The organism is Vibrio sp. AIC-3 (genome assembly GCF_013114515.1).
Classification (GTDB): Bacteria; Pseudomonadota; Gammaproteobacteria; order Enterobacterales; family Vibrionaceae; genus Vibrio; species Vibrio crassostreae_C.
This window is the reverse complement of the sequence record NZ_VTXG01000032.1, coordinates 32,598-57,323: the sequence shown is the minus strand read 5'-3', so window position 1 is coordinate 57,323 and position 24,726 is coordinate 32,598. Positions and strand designations below refer to the sequence as shown.

General features: G+C 44.3%; 25 protein-coding genes and 1 riboswitch. Of the genes, 7 read left to right on the top strand and 18 right to left on the bottom strand.

Going from position 1 to position 24,726, the window contains the following annotated elements; all coding sequences use genetic code 11:
• The first annotated feature begins 567 nt into the window (after positions 1 to 567).
• On the top strand, positions 568 to 1,020 hold the full coding sequence (locus F0229_RS18460) for an RNA-binding protein (RefSeq protein WP_171733428.1): 453 nt from the start codon (positions 568 to 570) through the stop codon (positions 1,018 to 1,020).
• Here F0229_RS18460 and murI read toward each other — a convergent pair.
• The 3 genes from murI to btuB are packed head-to-tail and all read right to left on the bottom strand — an operon-like array spanning position 983 to position 4,381.
• Positions 983 to 1,789, bottom strand: a complete 807-nt coding sequence (murI, locus tag F0229_RS18455; protein WP_102332807.1) for a glutamate racemase — start codon at positions 1,787 to 1,789, stop codon at positions 983 to 985. The genes F0229_RS18460 and murI overlap by 38 nt on opposite strands.
• Before the next feature lie 60 nt (positions 1,790 to 1,849).
• The gene (locus F0229_RS18450; RefSeq protein ID WP_102332806.1) at positions 1,850 to 2,515 is read right to left on the bottom strand and encodes an ATPase; all 666 of its coding nucleotides are present in this window, start codon (positions 2,513 to 2,515) and stop codon (positions 1,850 to 1,852) included.
• A 48-nt stretch (positions 2,516 to 2,563) separates the two neighbouring features.
• On the bottom strand, positions 2,564 to 4,381 hold the full coding sequence (gene btuB / locus F0229_RS18445; protein WP_171733427.1) for a TonB-dependent vitamin B12 receptor: 1,818 nt from the start codon (positions 4,379 to 4,381) through the stop codon (positions 2,564 to 2,566).
• A gap of 39 nt (positions 4,382 to 4,420) precedes the next feature.
• Positions 4,421 to 4,625: riboswitch (cobalamin riboswitch) on the bottom strand.
• A gap of 154 nt (positions 4,626 to 4,779) precedes the next feature.
• On the opposite strand from btuB, the gene trmA reads away from it, so the two are divergent.
• Positions 4,780 to 5,889 carry a tRNA (uridine(54)-C5)-methyltransferase TrmA gene (gene trmA, locus F0229_RS18440; protein WP_171733426.1) on the top strand — a complete coding sequence of 370 codons (1,110 nt, stop codon included), beginning with the start codon at positions 4,780 to 4,782 and terminating at the stop codon, positions 5,887 to 5,889.
• Between the two features lie 80 nt (positions 5,890 to 5,969).
• Here the strand turns inward: trmA and F0229_RS18435 are convergent, their stop codons facing one another.
• Both F0229_RS18435 and fabR read right to left on the bottom strand, forming a co-directional pair.
• The gene (locus F0229_RS18435) at positions 5,970 to 6,341 is read right to left on the bottom strand and encodes a YijD family membrane protein (RefSeq protein ID WP_004736696.1); all 372 of its coding nucleotides are present in this window, start codon (positions 6,339 to 6,341) and stop codon (positions 5,970 to 5,972) included.
• On the bottom strand, positions 6,341 to 6,982 hold the full coding sequence (gene fabR / locus F0229_RS18430) for an HTH-type transcriptional repressor FabR (RefSeq protein WP_010438693.1): 642 nt from the start codon (positions 6,980 to 6,982) through the stop codon (positions 6,341 to 6,343). Before fabR ends, F0229_RS18435 begins: the two co-directional genes overlap by 1 nt.
• Before the next feature lie 327 nt (positions 6,983 to 7,309).
• On the opposite strand from fabR, the gene sthA reads away from it, so the two are divergent.
• Positions 7,310 to 8,710, top strand: coding sequence for a Si-specific NAD(P)(+) transhydrogenase (sthA, locus tag F0229_RS18425; protein ID WP_171733425.1), 1,401 nt, complete (start codon positions 7,310 to 7,312; stop codon positions 8,708 to 8,710).
• A gap of 183 nt (positions 8,711 to 8,893) precedes the next feature.
• On the opposite strand, the gene dinF is transcribed toward sthA, so the two are convergent.
• The 4 genes from dinF to F0229_RS18405 form a co-directional block, all read right to left on the bottom strand.
• Complete coding sequence (dinF, locus tag F0229_RS18420) at positions 8,894 to 10,249, bottom strand: MATE family efflux transporter DinF (protein ID WP_171733424.1); 1,356 nt, start codon at positions 10,247 to 10,249, stop codon at positions 8,894 to 8,896.
• Between the two features lie 117 nt (positions 10,250 to 10,366).
• The gene (locus tag F0229_RS18415; RefSeq protein ID WP_171733423.1) at positions 10,367 to 11,245 is read right to left on the bottom strand and encodes a class I SAM-dependent methyltransferase; all 879 of its coding nucleotides are present in this window, start codon (positions 11,243 to 11,245) and stop codon (positions 10,367 to 10,369) included.
• A 97-nt stretch (positions 11,246 to 11,342) separates the two neighbouring features.
• Positions 11,343 to 11,963, bottom strand: coding sequence for a transcriptional repressor LexA (gene lexA, locus F0229_RS18410; RefSeq protein ID WP_019820514.1), 621 nt, complete (start codon positions 11,961 to 11,963; stop codon positions 11,343 to 11,345).
• 94 nt (positions 11,964 to 12,057) lie between these two features.
• A complete protein-coding gene (locus tag F0229_RS18405) occupies positions 12,058 to 12,420 on the bottom strand; it encodes a diacylglycerol kinase (RefSeq protein ID WP_048615036.1) in 363 nt (120 codons plus the stop codon).
• 220 nt (positions 12,421 to 12,640) lie between these two features.
• Here F0229_RS18405 and plsB point away from each other — a divergent pair, with 220 nt between their 5' ends.
• Complete coding sequence (plsB, locus tag F0229_RS18400) at positions 12,641 to 15,064, top strand: glycerol-3-phosphate 1-O-acyltransferase PlsB (RefSeq protein WP_171733422.1); 2,424 nt, start codon at positions 12,641 to 12,643, stop codon at positions 15,062 to 15,064.
• 103 nt (positions 15,065 to 15,167) lie between these two features.
• Here plsB and ubiA read toward each other — a convergent pair whose 3' ends face one another.
• A complete protein-coding gene (ubiA, locus tag F0229_RS18395; RefSeq protein ID WP_171733421.1) occupies positions 15,168 to 16,022 on the bottom strand; it encodes a 4-hydroxybenzoate octaprenyltransferase in 855 nt (284 codons plus the stop codon).
• Positions 16,023 to 16,565, bottom strand: a complete 543-nt coding sequence (locus F0229_RS18390) for a chorismate lyase (protein ID WP_171733420.1) — start codon at positions 16,563 to 16,565, stop codon at positions 16,023 to 16,025.
• A gap of 162 nt (positions 16,566 to 16,727) precedes the next feature.
• Here F0229_RS18390 and F0229_RS18385 point away from each other — a divergent pair, with 162 nt between their 5' ends.
• A complete protein-coding gene (locus tag F0229_RS18385; RefSeq protein ID WP_171733419.1) occupies positions 16,728 to 17,135 on the top strand; it encodes a flagellar basal body-associated protein FliL in 408 nt (135 codons plus the stop codon).
• Positions 17,136 to 17,223: 88 nt separating this feature from the next.
• On the opposite strand, the gene glpG is transcribed toward F0229_RS18385, so the two are convergent.
• From glpG to ftsY, 6 genes are all read right to left on the bottom strand, one after another.
• A complete protein-coding gene (gene glpG, locus F0229_RS18380) occupies positions 17,224 to 18,066 on the bottom strand; it encodes a rhomboid family intramembrane serine protease GlpG (RefSeq protein ID WP_171733418.1) in 843 nt (280 codons plus the stop codon).
• A 58-nt stretch (positions 18,067 to 18,124) separates the two neighbouring features.
• Entirely contained in the window at positions 18,125 to 18,445 is a 321-nt protein-coding gene (glpE, locus tag F0229_RS18375) for a thiosulfate sulfurtransferase GlpE (protein ID WP_017061039.1), read from the bottom strand.
• 440 nt (positions 18,446 to 18,885) lie between these two features.
• Positions 18,886 to 19,743, bottom strand: a complete 858-nt coding sequence (gene rpoH / locus F0229_RS18370; protein WP_017055518.1) for an RNA polymerase sigma factor RpoH — start codon at positions 19,741 to 19,743, stop codon at positions 18,886 to 18,888.
• Between the two features lie 177 nt (positions 19,744 to 19,920).
• Complete coding sequence (ftsX, locus tag F0229_RS18365) at positions 19,921 to 20,889, bottom strand: permease-like cell division protein FtsX (RefSeq protein ID WP_017061038.1); 969 nt, start codon at positions 20,887 to 20,889, stop codon at positions 19,921 to 19,923.
• Positions 20,876 to 21,553, bottom strand: coding sequence for a cell division ATP-binding protein FtsE (ftsE, locus tag F0229_RS18360; protein WP_004736585.1), 678 nt, complete (start codon positions 21,551 to 21,553; stop codon positions 20,876 to 20,878). Before ftsE ends, ftsX begins: the two co-directional genes overlap by 14 nt.
• A gap of 78 nt (positions 21,554 to 21,631) precedes the next feature.
• A complete protein-coding gene (gene ftsY, locus F0229_RS18355) occupies positions 21,632 to 22,876 on the bottom strand; it encodes a signal recognition particle-docking protein FtsY (RefSeq protein WP_102321184.1) in 1,245 nt (414 codons plus the stop codon).
• A gap of 230 nt (positions 22,877 to 23,106) precedes the next feature.
• Between ftsY and rsmD the strand changes: the two genes are divergently transcribed.
• Together rsmD and F0229_RS18345 are read left to right on the top strand one after the other, a co-directional pair.
• Complete coding sequence (gene rsmD, locus F0229_RS18350; protein ID WP_017066764.1) at positions 23,107 to 23,709, top strand: 16S rRNA (guanine(966)-N(2))-methyltransferase RsmD; 603 nt, start codon at positions 23,107 to 23,109, stop codon at positions 23,707 to 23,709.
• 10 nt (positions 23,710 to 23,719) lie between these two features.
• Positions 23,720 to 23,986 (top strand): DUF1145 domain-containing protein, encoded by a 267-nt coding sequence (locus tag F0229_RS18345; protein ID WP_016784000.1) that lies wholly within the window; start codon positions 23,720 to 23,722, stop codon positions 23,984 to 23,986.
• A 117-nt stretch (positions 23,987 to 24,103) separates the two neighbouring features.
• On the opposite strand, the gene F0229_RS18340 is transcribed toward F0229_RS18345, so the two are convergent.
• Positions 24,104 to 24,688 carry a YhgN family NAAT transporter gene (locus F0229_RS18340; protein WP_017061035.1) on the bottom strand — a complete coding sequence of 195 codons (585 nt, stop codon included), beginning with the start codon at positions 24,686 to 24,688 and terminating at the stop codon, positions 24,104 to 24,106.
• Positions 24,689 to 24,726: the final 38 nt, after the last annotated feature.

Below are 24,726 nucleotides of genomic sequence, written 5' to 3'. Positions count from 1 at the left end.
TACCCCTCTCTTCTTAAATAAATAGGAACAGAATGGTAATGAATTGACTGTGCCGAATAACTACAAGTAGTTAAACGTATTGGTCACTCAGTTCATTGAAATCATTGTGTTACCGAAGTAACTGTTTTATCCAAAGGATAAAACGTTTTGATATTCATCAACGAGTGCCCACACAGATTGATAGGTTTAAATTGTTAAAGAGCGCTAGCGTTTTGTGATTCACATCTCAGTCGCTAGGGGTGCGTACTATACCTGCACCACTTTGAGAGTCAAGGGTTATTTTCAAACTCTTTTTCTCTACCGATTTCGCTGTGTGACTTTCGTCTCACTCCGTGTCGGTGAGGCGGCATTATAGAGAGATTGAGATGGAGCACAAGGGCTTTTTGAAATAAAAGTTTTGTTCGCCTAAAAAACCACCAGATTCGCATTTTTCGAATAAAAACTAAACATTTGAGACGTATCACAGCAATACATTGGAAAAATGGAAGCCATGAACGTAAGATTCATGTGTCTATTTTGTTAATGGTAGATGCGTCTATTTCGTTTATTAATATGTAGTATTCCGATATGAACTCAAAAAAATCGATGTTGTTAATTGTCGCACTGGCTGTATTAGGCGGCATTGTTTTCTCTCAGGTAGATATATCGCCTGCAATTACCTTTATCCTTGGTGTCTTGGCTTCCGCTTTTGTTGTTAACTTTTCAAGCACCGACTCAAAATCAGATTCTGAACCTAAGGCTTCAACCAAAACACTTTATGTGGGTAACCTTCCATACAAAGCGAACGAATCACATGTACGTGAATTATTCTCAGAGCATGGTGAAGTATTTGCAGTACGCTTAATGAAAGACAAACGTACTGGTAAAAGAAGAGGCTTTGGATTTGTTGTTATGGCAAGTAATGATGTGAATCATGCAATCTCTGCACTTAACGATAAAGATTACATGCAACGCACTTTAAAAGTACGTGTTGCAAATGATCCTAAACATCCTGAAACGGACGAATCTGAACTGAGCTAAACCCTAACTGCTTTAACATACTATTTAGTGCACTTTCTTTTTTAGGAAGTGCACTACAAAAAACCTCACGCACTCCCACTTCTTTATTAATGCTTTCCAAACCCAACAAATCTTGAACTCGCTTCGCTATTGCTTTACCAGAATCTATCAGCACTACACTTTCACCTAGTACTTGTTGAATCTCAGATTTGATAAGTGGGAAATGAGTACATCCTAAAACAGCCACATCAATCGTGTTGATCATCGGTTGAAGGATTTTCTGTAACTCTTCAAGGCTAATTTCCTCACCTCTGAGTTTATCTTCGGCCATATCCACCAGTCGAGTAGAACCCAACAGCTCTACTCTTTTATTACTCGAGAAGTTTTTGATGAGCTCGTGTGTGTATTCACGAGTAATCGTCGCAGGGGTTGCAATAAGTCCAACCGCTTTATTAGCCAGTAACGAGGCAGGTTTGATTGCCGGGACAACACCGACAATAGGGATAAGGTTATTAGCGCGAAGTGCAGGCAGGACTATCGTACTGGCCGTATTACAAGCTATCACCACAATATCAATAGCGTGACTCGCAACAAAACTGGCGACGATACTTTGGACTCGCTGAATGAGGACTTGCTGATCGAGCTCACCATATGGGTAAGCCTCGTTATCGAATACATAGATATAGTTGTGATTTGGTAGTAACTGGCTTATCTCTTTATATACAGAGAGGCCGCCAACTCCAGAATCAAAGACCAATATGTTTTTTTGTATGCTTTTCGACACAACCATTACCTGTAAGAAGTTCCGCAGCAATGATACCCCTTCACTTAGTTTTCGCCAATCATCACTCTATATAATGCAAGCTCGGTAGCGTTGATGCCCAAAGCGCTCACCCTGCTCTACATTTTCTAGCTCTATCTTGAGCTTACCTTTAAAGCATGGCGCTGACGTTACTAAGGTATGGAACTCACCATCTTCTCCACATGGGTCGACGTGACTTGGCAAACTGTCTATTAGTTCAGGCGTGTATTCTTTCCCGCAATAGCTCATGTCTAATGCATCGCTATCAACTGTGACGAGAAAGGTTTCGATTCCTCTATTTATGATTTCTTGAGCCAGAGTTTGGCTACTCTCTCCTAGTAGAGGAAATACACACTCCCAGCCCGCAGGTTCTATATAACTTCTTCGGTAATCAGCAATACCATTGCAAAACATATCGCCGAATGCCACGGCATCAATAGATAAACCCGATCCTTTAAGCGCCGTAACAATCGTACTTTGATAGATCTCGTTACTTGGGAACACCTCCGGCAGCTCAATCGTTATTAGAGGCAAACCGATCAATGTAGCCTGCATTCCGACAACCTCGATTGGCGTGACTTGGAAAGGGACCTCATCTCCAACATACGTAGTATAGAGAGCAACAACTTCATACTCGGTGCTTTCAAGTAGACGTTCTAGGGTTAATGTAGAGTCTTTGCCTGACGACCAACTTATGACGACTTTCTTTTTCATTGATATACCCAATAAGAAAAAACCGCCCGAAGGCGGTTTAGGTGATAATTAGAATTGGTAAGTAGCATTCACGTAATATGTACGCTCTGGTGATGGGTATCCACCAGCAGTCTCGTACTCTTCGTCAGTTAAGTTATCCACTCGACCATTTAAAGTAAGGTTTTCATTCGCATAGTAGTTCACTGAAACATCAAACAAGCTATACGCTGCGAGATCTTCAGAGAAGTCAGGTCTCTCACCTACATATTGGAAACCTAATGAAACATCAACATCATCGAAACTAGCCACTGCATTATACTTGTAAATCTTCTTAGCTCGGCGTATCAGTTGCTCACCAGATTGATCTTCTGAGTCTTGGAAATTAGCGCTCACTTGGTGGTTAATAAAGCTAGTATCAAATCCAACGACCATTTCCACACCACGTAATTGGCTTTCGCCATCGGTATTGTAGTACTTACTTGTCGCGTAGTTGTAATCAATTAAGTCTTCGACGTTCGTGTCATAGCCAGTAATCGACCAATCAACATCCTTGATTAAGCCACCAAAAGTCAGTTCAAATGAATCTGCCTTTTCAGCTTCTAACTGTGCATTACCGTAGTAGCTATATAGTTGATACAAGTTAGGTGCTTTGAAGGATGTGCCATAAGCTGCTTTTACAACAAGCCACTCAGCATAACGATAGCCTAACCCTGTGTTGTAAGTAGTTTCTGTACCAAACTGCTCATTGTCATCAACACGAAGACTCAGTTCTCCGAACACTTTATCCGCATCTGCGTTTAATGCAGCGAAGTACGCAACATTCGTTCTGTCGTATTCAGTATTCGAAGGCTTAACAATATAAGCCTCATCACGCCAATCTACACCACCACTAAGAGTCAGTGACGACGTTAGTTTGTATGAATTCACCCATTGAACATTTAGCTGTTCAAGCTCATCAGATGTTGCTGACGCTGAGTTCTTGCCTAAAGACTGTTCGTAGTTCCAGTTATCTTGATTCTGATAGTTAACTAAGAAATCAGACTTAAGTTCACTGCCACTATATTTAACACCAGTAGCAAAGGTCGAATTTTGAACTTCAGCTTCTTTGTAAGAATGGTCTGTACCAAATGAACCATCGTACTGAGAAATGGTTTCAAACATACGGAAATTCGCGAAGCCACTCCATTGCTGATCAAAATTATGAACATAACCAATTAGAGCATTGCGTGATTCAAAACCATGGCGATCACCATCATTAACACCTGGTAATGGATGAACGTTGTATCCCTCATCGGAATCGTAACCAACAGATACGTTCAAGTGACCATTTTCACCGACCTTAGTACCACTAACAAAGCTCAGCTCTTGGTAATCTAAGCTTCCTAAACCTGCACTAACTGCCGTTTTTTCATTGTCAGAGTTTGCAACAGTAATAATGTTGATAACACCGCCGATAGCTTCTGAGCCATACATAGCGGCACGAGCTCCTCGAACGTATTCCACTCGGTCAACGAATGTAATTGGTAACTGGCTAAAATCGACACCACCCTTTGCAGCTCGCGCAAAACGAATACCATCAATGAGAACAAGCACTTGATCAGAGTTAGCACCACGAACAAAGATCGAAGCTTGCTGTCCTCGGCCTCCATTTTGTGAAACCTGAATACCCGTCAATCGTCTAAACACATCTGTTAGAGACTTAGCTTGAATTCGATCGATATCTTGGCGTGTTACTACTTCAACTTGAGCGACAACACTTTCCGTGCTTTGCTCAAAACGGTTAGCCGTAACCACCATGGTTTCGTCGGCAGATGCTTGTTGGGCGTGTAAATTGGAGATAGGTGAAAGCAGCGATGCTACAGCAACCGCTAAAAGGGATTTGTTCATGTTGTGATCCTAAATCGCGTAAATTCCTACCAAACCACATGTCATGGTTTAGCCGCTGGCAGGTATTCGGACTCAAGAGCACAACCTTATGGTTACCTGATATTCGACTTCCCACAAAAAGCTATTTGCAGTGTCTGATGAATACTCGTTCTCTTTTACCGCTGCGCGTCAGTTCTGGATTCACACCAGATTCCCTCTTCAGCCATCTATACATCTAAATGGCACCAGCTTGCCGAAGATAGTATTGACCTCTGAATCATTTGTCTAGTCTAAGATAGTTATAAGCTATAGTTTTCATGGCCTATTTACACTGATTGGCTCTCAACACTGGACAAGCGCCTGTGATTGAATAAAATCTGCGCTCTTGATTTAAAAGCACGACAGCAAAAGGCATAACAATGGCGAATTTAGATGTAAACCCGCAACGCTACCAAGAACAACTGGCAGAAAAGACTGAGCGTCTTACTGAAATGTTCTCAGAATATAATGTGCCTGAGCTGGAAGTGTATGAATCTCCAGAACAACACTACCGCATGCGTGCTGAGTTCCGCGTGTGGCATGAAGGTGACGATATGTATTACGTCATGTTCAATCAAGAGACCAAAGAAAAATATCGTGTAGACCAGTTCCCTGCTGCTAGTCGTCTTATCAATGACTTGATGCCTTTGTTAGTCGATGCAATGAAGGACAACCATTCTCTACGCCACAAGCTATTCCAAGTAGACTTCCTATCTACACTAAGCGGCGAAATTTTGGTGTCACTGCTTTACCACCGTCAATTGGGTGAACAGTGGATTCAAGATGCTAAAGCACTTAAACAGCAATTAAACGATGAAGGTTTCAATCTAAACCTGATTGGCCGTGCGCGTAAGATGAAAATCGTACTAGACCGCGACTACGTCATTGAAAAGCTAGACGTGAATGGTGACAGCTACATCTACCAACAAGTAGAAAACAGCTTTACTCAACCAAACGGCAAAGTAGCAGAGAAAATGTTGGAATGGGCTGTCGACTGTACTCAAGACAGCAAAGGCGACTTGCTTGAGCTTTACTGTGGTAACGGTAACTTCTCATTAGCATTGGCACAGAACTTCGAGCGTGTACTGGCAACAGAACTAGCGAAGCCATCAGTTGAATCAGCGCAATACAACATTGCGGCGAACAAGATTGAAAATGTTCAGATCATCCGTATGTCTGCAGAAGATTTTACCGTAGCAATGGAAGGCAAGCGTGAATTCCGCCGTCTGCAACAAGCAAACATCGATCTTAAGAGCTACAACTGCAACACTATCTTTGTTGATCCACCACGCTCAGGCATGGATGTTGATACTTGTAAGATGGTGCAAGGCTACGAGCGCATCATGTACATCTCTTGTAACCCTGAAACGTTGAAAGAGAACCTAGAGATCCTAAGCGAAACGCACGACATCACTCGTTTTGCTCTGTTTGACCAGTTCCCTTACACGCACCACATGGAAGCTGGCGTATTCCTAGAGCGTAAAGCGTGAGTATCGCTTTCAGGTCTAAGCCAAACAGCAGATACAAAAAAACGAGCCCATTGGCTCGTTTTTTTAATTTCTAAATCAGCTTAAGCAGTTTTGCCGATAAAGCCGAGTTTCTTACCTACCCATGCAAGAAGCAACATCGCGACAATAATCGCAAAGAAGTTTGAGCCAGCATCAGGGTGTTGTGCCTTCACAAAAGCCGAGTGGCCAAATGCACCCACGAAGAAACAAGCTAAACCTACTAGTGGGATATCTTCAGATACTGGGTTAGTTAGGTACTCTTGGTAAAGCGCTTGTACAGCCAAAACTAAAGCGATAAGCGGGAAAATAGAGAAGCCCACTTCGCTCATTGTTACCCAAGATAACAATGCATCACCACACACACCGGCTACAACAGCAAGTACGAGTGTTTTTCTTTCAGAACCACGGTTTACAGTATTATTTTCATTCGACATTATTCAATCCCGCCTTTTAATCGGTTACGTTCACGTTCTTTACGATACCAAAAAGCTCCTTTGGCCATCATTCGCAATTGCATGATCAAGCGTTCAGCCAATTCATCTCGCTGACGTCGATCTAAATCTAATGCTTCTGCCCCTGAGTTGAAGACTAAGATAACCGAGGCTTCCGCTTGAGTGAAAGCTTCGTCCCTTGTCATGCCAGTCGTTATCAAATATTCGGTTAACTCAGCAGAGAAGTGCTGTATCTCACGAGCTACCGCTGCACGAAACTCAAATGAAGTTCCTGAGCGCTCTCGCAATAACAGTCTGAATACGTTAGGGCTGCTTTCAATGAATTCCATAAAGGTTTCAACCGATGTACGAATCACACTGCCTTCTTTTACTATGCGTTGCCTAGCTTGACGCATTAACTGGCGCAGCAGTAAGCCACCTTCATCAACCATGGTTAAGCCAAGCTCATCCATGTCTTTGAAGTGACGATAAAAGGAAGTCGGTGCTATTCCAGCCTCACGAGCGACTTCTCTCAAGCTTAGATTGGAAAAACTACGATCGGCGCTGAGTTGGCTAAATGCTGCATCGATTAAGCTGCGACGAGTTTTTTCTTTTTGCTGTGCGCGAATGCCCATTGGTTTCATACTTTATCAATTTCTTCTTTTACAGCCTAAACAGGCATGTCTAATACTCTATTCAATATAACGCGAATCACTTATTTATATAAGGCACTCTGGTTATATAAGACACTAAACATACCTCTTTGTTCACGTACCGAAGTAAATACGTTCGAAGAAAAAATTTCAATATCCACACTGTCATTTGGAGACATACGACATACCAAATATTATTTTTTCGATAACACTGCGTGATCCCACCGACTCTCTGATGCCCTTTTCATGTACCCAAGAACAGAATCAGTTAAAATCTCGCTAAAGCAATGTTACTCAAATATAACAAGGAAGATATCTATGCCGCACTCCAACCACTTTGATGTAATCGTAATTGGTAGTGGCCCCGGAGGAGAAGGGGCAGCGATGGGATTAACCAAAGCCGGGTTGAACGTTGCAATCATTGAGAAAGAGAGCAGCGTTGGTGGTGGTTGTACTCACTGGGGAACCATTCCTTCAAAGGCACTGCGTCATGCCGTAAGTCGTATTATCGAATTCAACAGTAATCCGCTGTTTTGTCAGAACAACAAAAGCATACACTCAACGTTTTCTAACATTTTGGGGCATGCCAAATCGGTTATCGACAAGCAGACTCGATTACGCCAAGGCTTCTACGACCGCAACCAGTGCACGTTGGTCTTTGGTACTGCACGTTTTATCGATACCAACACTGTCTCGGTAATGCAAAGCGATGGCACTGAAGAACATTACAGTGCAGACAAATTTGTTATCGCGACAGGCTCTCGCCCTTACCAACCAGATAACGTCGACTTCCTGCATGAACGTATCTACGACAGTGACTCGATTCTTTCTCTTAAACACGACCCGCAACACATCATCATCTATGGTGCTGGCGTTATTGGTTGTGAATACGCGTCGATTTTCCGCGGTTTGGGTGTAAAAACCGATCTTATCAATACTCGTGACCGTCTGTTGTCATTCCTAGACAATGAAACCTCAGATGCACTTTCTTATCACTTCTGGAACAGCGGTGTCGTGATTCGCAACGATGAAACCTTTGAGAAAATTGAAGGCACTGATGATGGCGTGATCATTCACCTAGAGTCAGGTAAAAAGATGCGCGCTGATTGCCTACTGTATGCCAATGGCCGAACGGGTAATACCGATAAACTGAACCTTGGTGCTGTTGGCTTAGAAGCGGACTCGCGTGGGCAAGTCTCAGTAAATACCAATTACCAAACCAATGTTGACCATGTTTACGCTGTCGGTGATGTGATTGGCTACCCTAGCCTAGCAAGCGCGGCTTATGACCAAGGTCGATTTGTGGCTCAAGCAATTGTGAAAGGTGAAGCTGAACGCCACCTTATCGAAGACATTCCAACCGGCATCTACACCATCCCGGAGATCAGTTCTGTTGGTAAAACCGAGCAAGAACTTACCGAAGCTAAAGTACCGTATGAAGTAGGACGTTCTTCATTCAAACACCTAGCTCGTGCTCAAATTGCGGGTAAAGACATTGGTAGCTTGAAGATTCTGTTCCATCGCGAAACCAAAGAGATTTTAGGTATCCACGTGTTTGGTGAGCGTGCCGCTGAAATCATCCATATCGGACAAGCGATCATGGAACAGAAAGGTGAAGCAAATACCATCGAGTACTTTGTGAATACAACCTTTAACTATCCAACGATGGCGGAAGCTTATCGTGTTGCAGCACTCAACGGGCTTAACCGTTTATTCTAGATAAAGAACCAATAGGAGTATTTGACCACCCATAGGCCAAATACATAAACAGCAAGCCACGCGCTTGCTGTTTTTATTTAAAACACTGAATATTAAGGCATTGATAGTATTTAGATCATGATGTTCTAAATACCCCTTTACCTGTACAGCCTCATTTACTCTCCACAAACAGAGCCCTCAGAGCTAAGCGAGAAACTCCCCTTTCTTCCACTGAGAAACAAACAACACACCAAGACCAATTCCGCGCATTGCCATAAAGCTCAGCATCGCTAACCACAGTGCATGGTTCTCTAAACCTGATGCTAAATAGAAAATCGCGAAGAAACTACAGGTCGCAACAAACATACTATTGCGCATATCCTTGCCCTTGGTTGCTCCAACAAAAATACCATCCAACAAGAAGCACCACATAGACACCAATGGCATTGCGACTAACCACGGTAAATACACCTCGGCTTGGTTCTTCACGTCAGGAATGGTAGTGATCATATTAATCAAACTCGAGCCAGCGAGTGCGAACGCTATGGTCAGTACCAAACAAATATTAAAGCTCCAGAAGAAAGTACCAATCAATGACTGGTTCAGTTCATCTTTGTCTTTCGCGCCTATCGCCTTACCGACCATCGCTTCCATTGCGTAGGCAAAGCCATCCATCCCATAAGAGATGATCATCAAGAAACTCATCAACACTGCATTGGCCGCAACAACATCATCGCCAAAGCTTGCACCTTGGAAAGTCATGAAAGTGAAAGTCGCTTGTAGATACAATGAACGAAGAAAGATATCGCGATTCAATTTCACGAAACGACTCAAACCTTGGCTGGTTTTCTTAAGCAGATCCCATGGCGATGGTAACTGCTTCTTCGCCCAGATTCGGTAAACACAAATCAAGCCAAATGTTAGACCGGCATAATCAGCCATTACAGATGCCAATGCTGCACCTTCCACTTGCCATCCTAAGCCGATAACAAAAACAATATCCAAAACGATATTGGTGATATTGGTGATGATGACCATCCACATGGGCGCTTTGGCATTTTGAGTCCCGAGTAACCAACCTAGAATCACAAAGTTAGTTAGCGCAGCAGGCGCACTCCAAGCGCGGATTGAGAAATATTGCTGACCATAGTGCTTAACTTGATCACTGGCGCTACTCAATAAGAAAACTAAATCGGCGACTAGACTGTGTAAAAGCAAAAAGACACCAGCAAACCCTAAGGCCATGGTCACGCCTTGCACAAAGACTAAACCAAGTTGCTTGCCATCATTCGCACCATAAGATTGTGCGGCTAGCCCTGTTGTCGACATGCGCAGGAAACCAAGCAACCAAAAGGTCACGCTGATCATTGTGCCGCCCAGCGCCACACCACCTAAATACCAAGAGTGCTCGAGGTGACCGATAACCGCCGCATCGACTAAGCCCAGCAGTGGAACAGTAATATTAGAGAGAACCATCGGGATCGCGAGCAGCAGCACTTTTTTGTGCATCGCCTGATTGGATAGCGTTTGAAAAATAGTTTGGGGATTAAATAGCTTCACGATCACCTCTTAGATTAGAGGCGATAGTTTAACCTAGTGGGTGGGCTTTCACTATGTTGTGGAATTTTACTTATACCGGCTATGTACTCAGTTACTCGAAATACAGAACCACTAGGGTTACCACTTAACGAGCACTAACTGCGGCGCTAAACGCTTTTTGACCTGAGAGATCTTACAAAGAAGCCGCTGCCACAATTTCCAACGATTGCATTGTTGGTCTAGGGGAGAAAACGCTTTTACCCATTGTGCCCATGGCAGCCAATTAAGAACGCTGTCTATTGGTGAAGACAACCCATGAGCATACTTTCCTGAACCAAGCTTTTGTCCCAACGTACTTGAGCTTTTATCTCCAGCTAAGACTAAACACGCATGTGCATGAGTAAAGTAGCGGCTCAAAGACTGAATGAAGTTCGCGGTCTGTTGTTCATTACAATCCAGCAAAGCATGTTCACACACCACCATCACCGAGGCTTGTTCTGGAATATTAAGTTCATCCAACCAAGTTAGGTCATCAACAGAGCCACACTCTAAGCGATAGCGTTCATTTTTGTGGAACAAGCGTTGTCGCCAAAGCAGATTCTCGGTTACATCTAACTCAACCCAATGGCAGCGTCCATTATCCAAACGGTAGAAACGGGTGTCGAGCCCTGCCCCAACATTGATGATCCAAGCATCTGGGTTGTGAGATAGAAATTGCTGAACTTGAGAGTCACAAAGTTGAGTCAGTGTTGCGTAGAGAAGTTGTTGCTGGTCTAGCTCGCCAGTAAGACATTCAGGTGCGAGTTGGCAGCGCTTGCAAGCTTGAGCTGCGATAGGGTCATAAACGAGACCGTCATCGGCTAGGCTTTCACGACTACGAAACCAAAGGTGTTGAACGAGGTTGGTCGGAACTTGTAATTCTTGATGTGCAGACCCTTGTTCAGAAGAAGCCTTTTGCACAGAGGAGCGCGGCTTACGAGTAAGCGGCTTCATTTGAGGTTTGGTTGGGTTTGACATCATCATCTTCCTTGTATCTCGACAAAGAAGATGATAATGAATATCAATTACAATAACAAGTTATTGAGAATAAATATCAATAAGCTGTTTGTACTGACTACATCCAGTCGGTGTTGCGAATAATACCAACCGCAAGCCCTTCAATAGACAAGTGTTGAGATTCTAGATCGACATGAATTGGAGAAAACTCTTCATTTTCAGCATGTAACAGAACCGTTGAACCTTTACGTTCTAGGCGTTTTACCGTTACATCATCATCGACACGAGCCACTACAACCTGACCATCGCGGACATCTTGTGTTTTATGAACAGCTAATAAATCACCATCCATAATACCGATGTCTTTCATACTTTCGCCATTTACACGAAGTAAGAAGTCTGCTTGTGGTTTAAACATGCCTGGATCAACTTGGTAATGCATTTCTACATGCTCTTGAGCCAAGATAGGCTCACCAGCGGCAACCTGACCGATTAATGGTAAACCTTGCTCTTCGTTTGCTGCATCTTCAAGCAAAATACGAATACCGCGAGACGCACCCGGGATAATCTCAATCGCTTCTTTACGAGCAAGAGCTTTCAAATGTTCTTCTGCAGCATTGGCAGAACGGAAGCCTAGTTCACGCGCGATTTCTGCACGTGTCGGTGGCATACCGGAATCTTCGATCTTACCTTTGATAAGGTCAAAGACTTGTTGCTGGCGGGGCGTTAACGGCTTCATGATTCACCTGTCTTTTTATACAGTTGACTGTGAGTATATCCAGTAACTGAACAAAAGCAAAGCAATTGGTTGTTTTTAGTTCATTTTTAGCAAATTACAAAAACAAGATCTCTAGCCACACATAACCTGCGAGTGCCAAACAGATGAAAACCGCTGCCGAGCCGACATCTTTCGCCATTCCAGATAACTCATGATGCTCACTGCCGATTCGGTCGACAACCGCTTCAATCGCGGTATTGATTAGCTCGACAACCATCACCAATACCACAGATGAGATCATTAAGATTCGTTCAACCTGGCTTACATCCAGGTAAAATGCCAACGGAATAAGCACGGCCGCCATGAACACTTCTTGTCGAAATGCAGCCTCGTTTTTAAACGAACTCGTAATGCCTTGCCATGAAAAGCCTGCTGCTTTGATGATGCGTTTGAATCCGGTGTTTGATTTTTTGGTCATTTTTAACCCTATACTCAATCAGTCGATGAATGATTTTCCACAAACTTAACGGCAATATGACTATTTCCATTAAAAGGTTAGACCAGTTTCTGGTATTCTTGCATCGATTAAATTTACGCCTAGGCTTATCCCTATTTCACTCATAGGATTTATCCTTTTTATCATAGAAATAGAGATACGCTTCAGCACATTGAAATAACTATTGAGGCAGTGAACCTATATGTCTTCTGGACAATCTTTTTCACGTTCATTAATGAAGCTACCTTTATCCCTATTGGTAAAGGGCACATCAATTCCTTCAAACCCTGTTGAGGATTTGAACATTGATTTGAGCAAACCGATTGTATACGCCTTACCGTTTCGCTCAAGTGTAGACATTCTTACATTGCAAAAACATGCACTTGAATTAGGCCTACCTGATCCGTTGAGCAAGCTTGAAATCAACGGCAAATCACTGCAACGCTACGTTTTCATCTCTTCTCGCAAAACTCTGCTGCAAGACGATGATTATGTACCAAGCTCTTCAATTGAAGTGTTCTCTGAATTGCTTTCACTGCACGCTGACGACTCTGAACTCGATGTTCAAGTTATCCCTGCTACAGTGCTGTGGGGACGTAAGCCTGGTAAAGAGAATAACCAGAAGCCTTACCTACAGGCAATGAACGGCTTAGAGAAATCAAAAGCTGTATTGCTAGCCGGTCGTGACTGTCTGGTTCGTTTCAGCCCAGTGGTTTCTCTACGCTACATGGCTAACTCACACGGTACCGACAGCACCATCGCGCACAAATTGGCGCGCGTGGCACGTATTCACTTCTCTCGCCAAAAGCTTGCTGCATCAGGTCCTAACCTGCCAAGCCGCCAAGCTCTGTTTGATCGCCTATTAAAATCAGAAGCGATCAAGAAAGCGATTGAAGACGAAGCACAAGCAAAGAACATCTCGATCGAGAAAGCGAGCAAAGAAGCTCAAGACATCATGGACGAGATTGCTGCGAACTTCTCTTATTCGCTGATCAAGCGTGGTGAGAAGATTCTCGGTTGGCTGTGGAATAAGCTGTACCAAGGCCTGCATATCAGCAACGCTTCAACGGTTCGTAAGTTGGCTCAAGATGGTCACGAGATTGTTTACGTGCCTTGTCACCGTAGCCACATGGACTACTTGCTGCTTTCTTATGTGCTTTACCACGAAGGCATGGTGCCTCCGCACATCGCTGCAGGTATCAACCTGAACTTCTTCCCTGCCGGTCCTATTTTCCGTCATGGTGGTGCGTTCTTTATTCGTCGTAGCTTCAAAGGCAACAAACTGTACTCGACGATTTTCCGTGAATACCTAGCGGAATTGTTCGCTAAAGGTTACTCAGTAGAGTACTTCAGTGAAGGTGGTCGTTCTCGTACAGGTCGTCTACTGCAAGCGAAAACGGGCATGCTAGCGATGACAATCCAAGCAATGCTGCGCGGCATGAACCGTCCGGTGACTTTGGTTCCTGTATACATCGGCTACGAGCACGTGATGGAAGTAGCGACTTACGCGAAAGAACTTCGTGGCAAGCGTAAAGAAAAAGAAAACGCGAGCTTAGTGATTCGTACCATTCGTAAGCTGCGTAACTTTGGTAAAGGCTACGTGAACTTCGGTGAGCCGATTCAACTGAACCAATACCTGAATGAGCACTCACCAGAGTGGACCAAATGCATCGACCCAATGGGCACCAGCAAGCCACAATGGATGAACCCAGTGGTTAATGACTTAGCGACCAAAATGATGACGCACATTAACGATGCGGCAGCAACCAATGCCCTGACCCTTTGTGCAACGGCACTATTGGCTTCAAGACAGCGCGCATTGTCTCGTGACTCTTTGGTTTCTCAGATTAATTGCTACCTGTCTCTGCTTAAGAATGTTCCATATTCGGCAACGTTCACTGTGCCAAAAGACAGCGCTGAAGATTTAGTAAAACATGCTGAATCACTGAACAAGTTCTTGATTGAATCAGACTCAATGGGCGACATCATTTCGCTAGACCGTCACCAGTCAATTCTGATGACCTACTACCGAAACAACATCATTCACTTGTTTGCTCTGCCATCGTTAATTGCACAGATGACTATTCGTCAACGCGGTTTATCAATTGACGCGATCCAAGAGAACGTTGCTGCTATCTACCCGTTCTTGAAGAAAGAGCTGTTCCTAAGCTACGACGAAGACAAGCTTGAAGGCGTGGTTTCTAACATCATTGAAGAGCTGGTTAACCAAGGTATGCTTGTGGTTTCTGATAATGAAGTCACCATCAACCAATCAAACAGCCAAGCACTGATGCTGTTAGGTCGTACGATTTCAGAAACGCTACAACGCTACTCTATTGCTTTGAACCTGTTAGCAGAGAACCCTGATCTGGATAAATCCGATCTTGAACAGAAGAGCCAAGACATTGCACAGCGACTTGGTCGTCTGCAAGGCATCAATGCACCAGAGTTCTTCGATAAAGGCGTGTTTGCGTCGATGTTCGCAACTCTGAAACAACAGCAATATCTGGATAACGATGGTAACTGTGATTTAGACAAGACTCAGCAATTCGCTAAGCTTCTCTACTCAATGCTTTACCCTGAAGTACGTTTGACGATTCAAGAGAGTATCCACCAAGCGGAGTAATCATCAGCTTAGAATCTCTTGAATAGCGAGACCGAACACGATCAAAAAAGGCACCCAATGGGTGCCTTTTTCTTTAGCGTTCGTTAACTCGAAAAGCGGATGCTTACCAGAAGGTAATGAACAAGCCCGCTGTCACTGCCATTCCAACATAGTTGTTGTTTAGAAAGGCTTGGAAACAAAGGTCTCGATCACGGTGGCGCATCAGGTGTTGTTGATACACAAACAAGCTTCCCGCTACCAACAATGCCCAATAGAAGGTATCACCTAGTTGGTAATGCATGCCTAACGCAATCAGCATCGCTAGGGTGACGAGTTGCAAAGAGCCCACAATCAGTTTATCGAAGCGACCAAATAGAATCGCCGTCGATTTAATACCAATCTTCAAGTCATCATCTCGGTCAACCATCGCATATTGCGTGTCGTAAGCAATCGTCCACAACGCATTAATCACGAATATAAACCACACAATGCTTGGCAGTTCATTGGTTTGTGCCGCCCAAGCCATTGGTATCGCCCAACTAAACGCTAAGCCGAGAAACAACTGTGGAAGATGCGTAAAACGCTTCATGAAAGGGTAAATGAACGCCAGACCAACACCAATAAATGAGAGCTTAATGGTCAGTGGATTCATGGTCAGTACCAGCAAGAAGGAAACCACGGCTAGCACTAAAAAGAGCAGAATCGCTTCCTTACTGGAAACCAAACCTGAAGGTAATGGACGCTGCTTGGTACGTTTAACATGACCATCTACTTTACGGTCAGCAAAGTCATTGATCACACAGCCAGCCGAACGCATCAACACCACGCCGAGTACGAAAACAACCAAGACATCAAAATCAGGCATACCTTGTGAGGCGATAATCAGTGACCACAAGGTCGGCCAAAGGAGTAACAGGGTACCAATCGGGCGATTCATTCGCGTTAATTGCCAATACGCCTTCGCTTTGGTGGCAAGCATTTACACACTCTCCTTAGAGTAAATGGGTGATGTTGGTAAAAACAGTTCAGCCACAAGCATCGGTTTATGGTTCATCCATAATCGAGAACGACGTACGAGTAATCGCTCATCGCCCGCGATAACCCAACCGACTTGCAGCGCATCTCGCTCCACGTTCTCAGCACTGAAAACGGTCAATCCAAGCGGGACATTACCTTGTTGAGAAAGGTCAGAATGCTGATGATCTTCTAGCGTGACTCGGGGAATCAAGGTTCGACCTAACACCCACGGTTCATCATCACCCTTTAAAATCACTTTACGCAGTAAGCAATCAAACGATGATAAAAGATGTTCCTCGTCCTGTTGCAGCATTGAGCGCTCTACAACTTGATTATGAAGCAACTCAACAGACAGGTGCTGACAGCTCTTGCCCAACTTACGGGAAAGAGAACCTTGCTCCATAAGCCACTCTTTGGTGGTTTCATTAGGAAAATCAAATGTTTCTGTACTTTGCCAATCTACATTCATTAACGAATTAAGATACAGCGATATTGGCTGATTCATACTAGTATTCAATAGGTGACTTTACACGTACAATAAAGCTTCAACTTTCGAACAAAATTAAAGCGTTCTTCGAATTGTAAACGTATTTAGATTTAGACCGCTCATTGTAACAAGACTAATGCGTTTCGAATATCGCGAATAAACTAAAGAAAAGTCACAAATATGCACAAACGTTATGTAGCCCAAATATTTCTTGCGATTACCCTACTCTTTTCAGCATCAAGTTTCGCTGAAGAGGAGTCAGCAGCTAAACTCGCCTACTTCACGCTAGAGCCAGACCTGACCACCAATTTTTACACTAAAGGTAAAAAACTGGGCTACATTCAGGTTCGCCTCGACATCATGGTGGCAAATAGTAACGACTTGGCCGCTATTGAGCATCACCAACCACTGATTCGTGATGCGGTGATTGAATTGCTTGGTAAACAAAACGAAGAAACGATTAAGTCTCTGTCTGGCCGTGAAGATTTGAGAAAGACTTTGGTTGAACACCTCAACAAGATTCTACTGCCTGAGACGGGCAAAACCCTGATTGCTGACTTACTGTTTACCAAATACCTTTATCAGTAATGATGTAAAACGAATCCCAATAAAAAAGCGGCCCATCTGGCCGCTTTTTTTTGTCTCTATCGTTTGGCTACTCAGTAGAAAACATCAGTTAACTTCTTGCCGAGCTTGGTGCTTTCATCACATCGATAAAGCCAATAATCACACCGGCGGCTAGGCCAGCTAAATGCGCCGTATTGGCGATAGCCATAAATGGCTGCATGTACCCAAGCACCAACCACACCAACATAAAGCCGACAATCTGTCTTGGGATACCTAAACCAAGTTGTGGCGCCTTCGCACCAACCACCCATAAGTAACCAACCAAGGCATACACAACACCAGACAAACCACCGAAGTTCGCCCCTTCAACCCAATACTGCCCAGCACCTGAAAGCGCAGAAGAGACAGCAAAGATCTGAAGTAGCTTGAGGCTGCCAAGTTTCTTCTCAATGTCTCCACCTAGCTGCCACCACCACAAAATATTAAATGCGATGTGCATAACAGAGAAATGTAGAACGGCATGACTCAACCAACGCCACAGCTGCCATTGCTGTCCATCCACCGCTGGGAAATGTAGGGCATTGAAAATAGCTTGGCCAAAACCGATCTGTTGCAGCGCAAAAATCACCACACACACCAACATCAGGCTTAGTGTCACTGGGCCTGCTTTGGCTTTGATCATGCCCATGAAGCTTGGCGTGTGGTAATGGAAGTTGCTCTTTCTGGTCTCTGCCATGTCCCAAGATGCAGCTTGATAGCGCTTATGATTGGGCTCAGCCAGAAAACGATTCAGCTCAGCTTCGGTTTCAACCTGAAATTGGCCATCAAGAAGCCAAAGAGCAAAACGCCCTTCTCCCTCTGGAGACATCTGAATAGGGATCTGACGAGAGGCCATATAATCAATAAATGCTTGAGCAAGACGTGGATTGTCTAACACCATCAATCTAATCATTGTTACTTCCTATTCATTCTATGAGGGATGCTTGAGGCGGTTCAGGTGATGAAAGTCATTAACCTGCGATCACTGGAAGTTCAGCACGATGCCAAGCTTCGAAACCACCATCAACACTATATACCTCTTCAAAGCCTTGGTTCACTAAATATTGTGCCGCACCTTGGCTACTGATGCCGTGGTAGCACATCACTAAGATAGGTTGTTCGAACTCAACCTCATCCATGAATGACACCATCGTATCGTTAGTCAGGTGGTAGGCTGTTTTTGGGTGGGCAACCGCAAAAGACTGCGGGTCACGTATATCGACAAGTCGAGCTTCGCCTTGTTCGATGAGGGCTTGAGCGCCTTTAACATCGATATGTTTAAACTGGTCCATGACTTTCTCTTTTTATACTGATTTACTTTGCTGCCATTGTAACCTATCCCAAGGCTAACATTCACATCCACTTAATAGGGTTATCCACCAGCGATCACTTTTACACCATTTGTGGATAAATCTGTGAATTGCGTGAATAAAGTGTCTTTTCAAAAATAGATCCACAACATGTAGTAATGATCCTGATCTAACTGTGGGTTAACTGAAACATATCCCCACTCGAAAAACCCCGTCAAAGCCTTACTACACACTGCTTTTAGATAGCTGACGAATAAACTTCTCACAGAGTTATCCACAAAATCATTTTGCAAATTTCGATCGCAAAAGTTGAGAAATCGATCCAAAACAAAAAGGCCGAGATCTCTCGATCTCGGCCTTTTCAAAATTCAGCTATTTGTTAGCTCTACTAGAAAGTAGAAGCTAATAGAAACTAGATGCTATTAGAAATCACCAACGGCTTGTTTCAATTTCTTCATCGCATTCTTTTCTAACTGGCGAACACGCTCAGCTGATATACTGTAGGTATCCGCTAAGTCTTGCAGGGTTGCCTTGTTGTCGTCTAACCAACGTGAGCGAACAATGTGTTGGCTACGCTCGTCTAAGCTTGCTAGTGCTAGCCCTAGGCGATTATTGGTGTGTGACTCCCAGTTAGCCGCTTCAACCGTCTCAGCAACGTCTGACGCCTTGTCTTCTAGGTAGTAAACTGGAGCAGTGTAAGCAGAACCGCCATCGTCATCGTCCATAGGCGCTTCAAACGTCGCATCTTGTGCTGCTAAGCGAGATTCCATCTCACGAACTTCTGAAGGCTCAACACCCAGTTCACGAGCAACCGTCTCAACTTCACCGTTATTGAACCAACCCAAACGCTTTTTAGACTTACGAAGGTTAAAGAACAGTTTACGCTGTGCCTTAGTGGTCGCAATTTTAACGATACGCCAGTTACGTAGAACGTATTCATGGATTTCAGCTTTGATCCAGTGAACAGCAAACGAGACGAGACGAACACCAACTTCTGGATTGAAGCGCTTAACAGCCTTCATCAAGCCGATGTTACCTTCTTGGACGAGATCAGCCATTGGTAGCCCGTAGCCAGAGTAGCCTCTTGCAACGTGCACCACGAATCTTAGGTGGGAAAGGATCAAGCCTTTCGCAGCGTCGATCTCACCTTTGTAATGTAATCGCTCTGCAAGTCCACGTTCCTCTTCAGGAGTCAGCATAGGGTAGCTGTTCGCTGAGCGGATATAGCTATCTAAACTATCTTGTGTGACTAAAGCCATTTGATACGCTTGGTTTGCCATTCGGTTCCTCATCAATCTCTGATCTGGAGTAATACATCTATTAAAACCCTACAATCTTGAACCTAAAATGAACAGGTTTCAAGGAGGGGGAAGTAATTATGCATAATCAATTCGTCTATACAAGGCAAAAACTGGTTAAGAAGTGCCTATTTTTCGTCTAAATATGACTCTATTCACCTAAACTGGTTCAATTTCTTTTAGGTGACGCTGTGCAGAAAGCTTTGCAGCCACACTACCAAGCAGAGTTCCGACGATCAAAAGCAGTAAAGATTCATCCCAACTCAGGCCAATTAAACGGAAGTGGCTGTCGTATAGCTGAGCCAAATCATCCACCGCGCTGTTCAGCAATACGGTAATCAATGCCGTCATTACCCAAGCGCTAATCGAACCTAAAACGCCAAACCACATCCCAGCATAAAGGTATGGTCGAAGAATGTAGCTGTCGGTCGCACCAATCAGCTTCATGGTTTGAATCTCTTCTTTATGCGCCAACACATTAAATCGTAGTGTATTGCCGATAATCAGAAATACCGCGCCCAGCATCAATACCGTTAAGGTAATCACGATGACAGCCGCTAATGCTTTGATCGCATCTAATCGCGCTAACCAATCTTCGTCTAGGCGAACATCGGTCACTAATTCTTGTTGTTTAACTGTGCCTGCCAGCTCTTTAATTAAGGTATCGCTGTGCACGCTTGGCGTAATCACCAGCACACCTGGCAGTGAATAATCGTCGAGAATGGTTAGGGCGTCTTCAAAACCAGAATACTGGCTGAGGTCAGCAAGCCCTTGCTGCGGAGAAATGTACTCGACCAGCTCAACTTGATCCCAACTTTCGATTTCATCCTTAAGCACCATTACTCGTGGCTCAGGAATACCATCCTCTACATAAGCACTTATTTGTGACGGGCTAGTGACATCTTGCGCCACTTCCCCAACATTTTTACCCAATAGGTACAAACAAGCTGGCATCGCCAACGCCATAGAGATCACCGCAAGGGTCAGCAAGTTGCCTAACGGGCGCTGCCACATTTGTGAGAACGATGACTTGGCTTGTTTCCAGTGAACAACAAAGAAGCCGTCGCTTGAAGCGCGGTTTGCTGCTCGATTAGATTGAGGTTTCTTGATGCGCTTATTCGCGGCCATAGTCTTCAACCTCACTCAAAAATCCTTGGTTTAATTCAAGATGGCGGTACTGAGGGCGAGTGTTCACTAACCCGATATCGTGCGTCGCTAGGATGATCGTCACACCCGCACGGTTGAACTCTTCAAACAAGCGTAATACACGGTTAGATAATTCAGGGTCTAGGTTACCGGTAGGCTCATCGGCTAAAAGCAGAGTTGGACGGTTAACCACGGCGCGCGCAATACCCACGCGTTGCTGTTCACCACCAGAAAGTTGGCTTGGCAAACAACGGGCTTTATCTAATAAACCGGTTTTATCCAACGCAGCACTGACTCGGCGTTTTATTTCGTTTTCAGAAATAGATTCAATACGCATAGGCAGAGCGACGTTATCGAAAATCGAACGGTCCATCAGCAGGCGATGGTCTTGAAAAACAATCCCAATATTACGGCGTAAGAAAGGAATGTCTTTGGCTGGGATACGAGTGATATCGTGATCGTTGAACCAGACACGTCCATCAGTTGGACGCTCTATCGCGCAGATCAACTTCAGCAAGGTACTTTTACCAGCCCCAGAGTGCCCACCCAAAAAAGCCATCTCTCCACGTTTCAGGTGAAAGTCCACTTTTTGGAGCGCTTGTCTTCCACCTCGGTAGGCTTTACTCACTTGCTGAAATTTGATCACCGAAAATTCCTCTTACGATCACTAATATCAAATTTAAAAACGGTAGCAGATTAAGGATAAACCACTTTGCTACTCGCGTTACTCTTCGCGGCTAAATAGTGCTTCAATGAAGTCTTTAGATTCAAATGGACGCAGGTCATCAATACCTTCACCCACACCAATGTAGCGGATTGGAATCTGGAACTGGTCAGCAATTGAGAAAATTACACCACCTTTCGCCGTACCATCTAGCTTAGTCAGTGTAATACCCGTAACTGGAGCCACTTCACTGAACAACTTCGCTTGGCTGATAGCGTTCTGACCTGTACCTGCATCGAGCGTTAGCATGATTTCGTGTGGCGCAGAGTCATCAATCTTCTTCATTACACGAACGATCTTGCGTAGCTCTTCCATCAGGTTGCTCTTGTTCTGCAAACGACCGGCTGTATCAGCAATCACAACATCAACACCACGAGCCTTCGCTGCTTCAATCGCATCGTAGATAACAGACGCACTGTCCGCACCAGTGTGTTGAGCGATAACTGGCACATCGTTACGCTGACCCCAAACCTGAAGCTGTTCAACGGCTGCAGCACGGAAGGTATCACCCGCTGCTAGCATCACTTTCTTGCCTTCATTTTGGAATTGTTTCGCCAGCTTACCGATCGTAGTTGTCTTACCTACACCGTTCACACCCACCATTAAGATAACGTAAGGTGTTTTAGTGGTATCAACAACCAGTGGCTGTTCCACTTGGCTTAAGATGTCTGCCATCTCTTCTTTGAGCAGACCATAAAGCGCTTCACCGTCTTTTAGGTCATTGCGAGATGCTTTTTCTGTCAGGTTTTCAATGATCTTAACCGTGGTATTCATACCCACGTCAGCAATCAGAAGTTGCTCTTCTAGCTCTTCAAACAGGTCTTCATCGATTTGCTTGCCTTTGAACAGACCAAAGAAACCAGCACCGATGTTTGCTTTAGTGCGGCTTAGGCTGCGCTTAAGACGAGCAAAGAAGCTTTCTGTCGGCTTCTCTTGTACTTCTTCAACCTTAGCTTGAGGAACTGCCACTTCTTCCTGTTCTGCTTCTGCTTCTGCTTCTGCTTCTGCTTCTGCTTCTGCTGCGACAGGTTGCTGCTCTTGTTGAGCTTCTTCAAGCGCTTGCTCAGATTCAGTTGGCTTAACTTGTTCAGCTTCAGGCGCGACCTGTTCAGCCTCAACTTGTGATTCAACTTCAGTTTGATCTTCAACGCTTTCTACGTTCGCTTCATTCTGAGTTTTTGGGCTTTGTTCTTCTTCACCAAAACCAAGCCACGATAATAATCCGCGCTTCTTTTTTTCCGTCATCAGAGGAGTTTCCTAGATCTACTAATTAGCTGTATTGACTTAATACACGTCGACTCTTTGCTATTGTTATACAATACAAGCTTGTACAAACGAATAGTAAAGAAAAATGACAAAGCAGTGATAAGTTTGCTTTTAGCTTGATACACTTTGTCATTGCAAATTTATTTAATACACGAACCCACTTAAATTGGGCTCGGTATAGTATCACTTTATTAGCGGTCAAAAAATCTATGGTAAGACGTCGCCAGCAAAACACATCACAAAAAAAGCCATCCGGAGGCTTTGTTCGAATTATTAGTGGCTCATGGAGAGGTAGAAAGCTGCCTGTTCATGATTTAGAAGGATTACGCCCAACCATTGACCGAGTAAAAGAAACACTCTTTAACTGGGTGGCTCAAGATATCCCACATTCAACTTGCTTGGATGTATTTGCCGGTTCTGGCGGTCTAGGTTTTGAAGCAGCTTCTCGCCAAGCCAAAATGGTGACACTGCTCGAAATGAATCAAAAGGCGGCTAAACAGCTTTCTGATAACGCGAAAGAGCTCAAGGCAGACAACATTAATGTCGTGAATACTGATGCTATCTCTTTCCTTAAGAAACCGGGCACGCCTTACGATATGGTTTTCCTTGATCCACCATTTCGTCAAGGCTTACTGGCAGAAACAGTACAACTGCTTGAGAGTAACGGTTGGCTTGCAGACAATGCCATCATTTACGTCGAGACAGAGAAAGAACTGAAACTCGAAGCTATGCCAGAGAACTGGGAATTGCATCGCGACAAGACCACCGGACAGTCAAGCTACCGACTGTTCAATCGAATCACTGAAGAATAGGAGTTATTGAATGAAGTTCTTGCTTCCACTAGCAAAAGCAGCCATCGCCTTTGTTTGGTTTATCTTAATCGTAAATATTTTCTACCCGTTCCCGGGTAATGCTGCGATTGCGCTTTATATCATGACAGCATTCTTGTTCTTCATGCACGGCCTGCAGATGCTGATTTTCATCGGTGCTTTCGGCGACAAGATCGAGATGTCACGTTGGGAGAAGTGGTCAATATTGATTTTCGGTGTCTTCGCCTTACTCGATATCCGACGCAAACACATGATGTAATCGAGCTTAAGCCCAGATATAAAACGCTTAGCTACAGAAAACATCATGACAGAAACAGTAGAGACAAAAACGCCGCTCATTTGAGCGGCGTTTTTTTATTCAGCAATGATATTGATGTTAGCCCATGTAGCCTTTCACACCATCGAGGAACATTTGCGTCGACAGCATAACCAACAACAAGCCCATCAAGCGTTCGATGGCTTTAAGCCCTCTCTCTCCCAGCACTCGCAGGAAGAAGCCATTAAACATCAGAATGAAGAAGGTAGCGCCCCAAGCCAGCATCACAGCCGCTGAAAGCTCTAACATATTGTCAGGGTGCTGTGTCGACAACAGAATCAATGCCGCAATCACTGAAGGGCCAGCAATCATTGGGATCGCCATCGGCACAATAAACGGTTCTTCACCCGCCGCGAGGCCAGTAATACTACCCGCACTTGGGAAAATCATCTTAATCGCGATAATAAACAGAATAATACCGCCAGATATACTCAAGGTTTCAGGCTGCACGTGCAGGAAGTTCATGATGCTTTGACCCGCAAATAAGAACAGCAGCAAGATAACCAGTGCGAACATCAGCTCACGAATCAGAACAATACGGCGACGCTTCGGGTCAATATGCTTAAGGATAGAGAGCACGATTGGCAAGTTGCCAAGCGGGTCCATGATAAGAAACAGCATGGTTGCTGCAGATAAGATTTCCATAAGTTTGTCTCGAAAAGCGTAAGTGCGCGGAGTATAGC

Excerpts from the sequence above, each read along its gene's own strand:
- F0229_RS18460 (WP_171733428.1), top strand. The coding sequence starts at position 568 with ATGAACTCAAAAAAATCGATGTTGTTAATTGTCGCACTGGCTGTATTA.
- murI (WP_102332807.1), bottom strand. The coding sequence starts at position 1,789 with ATGGTTGTGTCGAAAAGCATACAAAAAAACATATTGGTCTTTGATTCT.
- F0229_RS18450 (WP_102332806.1), bottom strand. The coding sequence starts at position 2,515 with ATGAAAAAGAAAGTCGTCATAAGTTGGTCGTCAGGCAAAGACTCTACA.
- btuB (WP_171733427.1), bottom strand. The coding sequence starts at position 4,381 with ATGAACAAATCCCTTTTAGCGGTTGCTGTAGCATCGCTGCTTTCACCT.
- trmA (WP_171733426.1), top strand. The coding sequence starts at position 4,780 with ATGGCGAATTTAGATGTAAACCCGCAACGCTACCAAGAACAACTGGCA.
- F0229_RS18435 (WP_004736696.1), bottom strand. The coding sequence starts at position 6,341 with ATGTCGAATGAAAATAATACTGTAAACCGTGGTTCTGAAAGAAAAACA.
- fabR (WP_010438693.1), bottom strand. The coding sequence starts at position 6,982 with ATGAAACCAATGGGCATTCGCGCACAGCAAAAAGAAAAAACTCGTCGC.
- sthA (WP_171733425.1), top strand. The coding sequence starts at position 7,310 with ATGCCGCACTCCAACCACTTTGATGTAATCGTAATTGGTAGTGGCCCC.
- F0229_RS18415 (WP_171733423.1), bottom strand. The coding sequence starts at position 11,245 with ATGTCAAACCCAACCAAACCTCAAATGAAGCCGCTTACTCGTAAGCCG.
- lexA (WP_019820514.1), bottom strand. The coding sequence starts at position 11,963 with ATGAAGCCGTTAACGCCCCGCCAGCAACAAGTCTTTGACCTTATCAAA.
- F0229_RS18405 (WP_048615036.1), bottom strand. The coding sequence starts at position 12,420 with ATGACCAAAAAATCAAACACCGGATTCAAACGCATCATCAAAGCAGCA.
- plsB (WP_171733422.1), top strand. The coding sequence starts at position 12,641 with ATGTCTTCTGGACAATCTTTTTCACGTTCATTAATGAAGCTACCTTTA.
- ubiA (WP_171733421.1), bottom strand. The coding sequence starts at position 16,022 with ATGCTTGCCACCAAAGCGAAGGCGTATTGGCAATTAACGCGAATGAAT.
- F0229_RS18390 (WP_171733420.1), bottom strand. The coding sequence starts at position 16,565 with ATGAATCAGCCAATATCGCTGTATCTTAATTCGTTAATGAATGTAGAT.
- F0229_RS18385 (WP_171733419.1), top strand. The coding sequence starts at position 16,728 with ATGCACAAACGTTATGTAGCCCAAATATTTCTTGCGATTACCCTACTC.
- glpG (WP_171733418.1), bottom strand. The coding sequence starts at position 18,066 with ATGATTAGATTGATGGTGTTAGACAATCCACGTCTTGCTCAAGCATTT.
- glpE (WP_017061039.1), bottom strand. The coding sequence starts at position 18,445 with ATGGACCAGTTTAAACATATCGATGTTAAAGGCGCTCAAGCCCTCATC.
- rpoH (WP_017055518.1), bottom strand. The coding sequence starts at position 19,743 with ATGGCAAACCAAGCGTATCAAATGGCTTTAGTCACACAAGATAGTTTA.
- ftsX (WP_017061038.1), bottom strand. The coding sequence starts at position 20,889 with ATGGCCGCGAATAAGCGCATCAAGAAACCTCAATCTAATCGAGCAGCA.
- ftsY (WP_102321184.1), bottom strand. The coding sequence starts at position 22,876 with ATGACGGAAAAAAAGAAGCGCGGATTATTATCGTGGCTTGGTTTTGGT.
- rsmD (WP_017066764.1), top strand. The coding sequence starts at position 23,107 with ATGGTAAGACGTCGCCAGCAAAACACATCACAAAAAAAGCCATCCGGA.
- F0229_RS18345 (WP_016784000.1), top strand. The coding sequence starts at position 23,720 with ATGAAGTTCTTGCTTCCACTAGCAAAAGCAGCCATCGCCTTTGTTTGG.
- F0229_RS18340 (WP_017061035.1), bottom strand. The coding sequence starts at position 24,688 with ATGGAAATCTTATCTGCAGCAACCATGCTGTTTCTTATCATGGACCCG.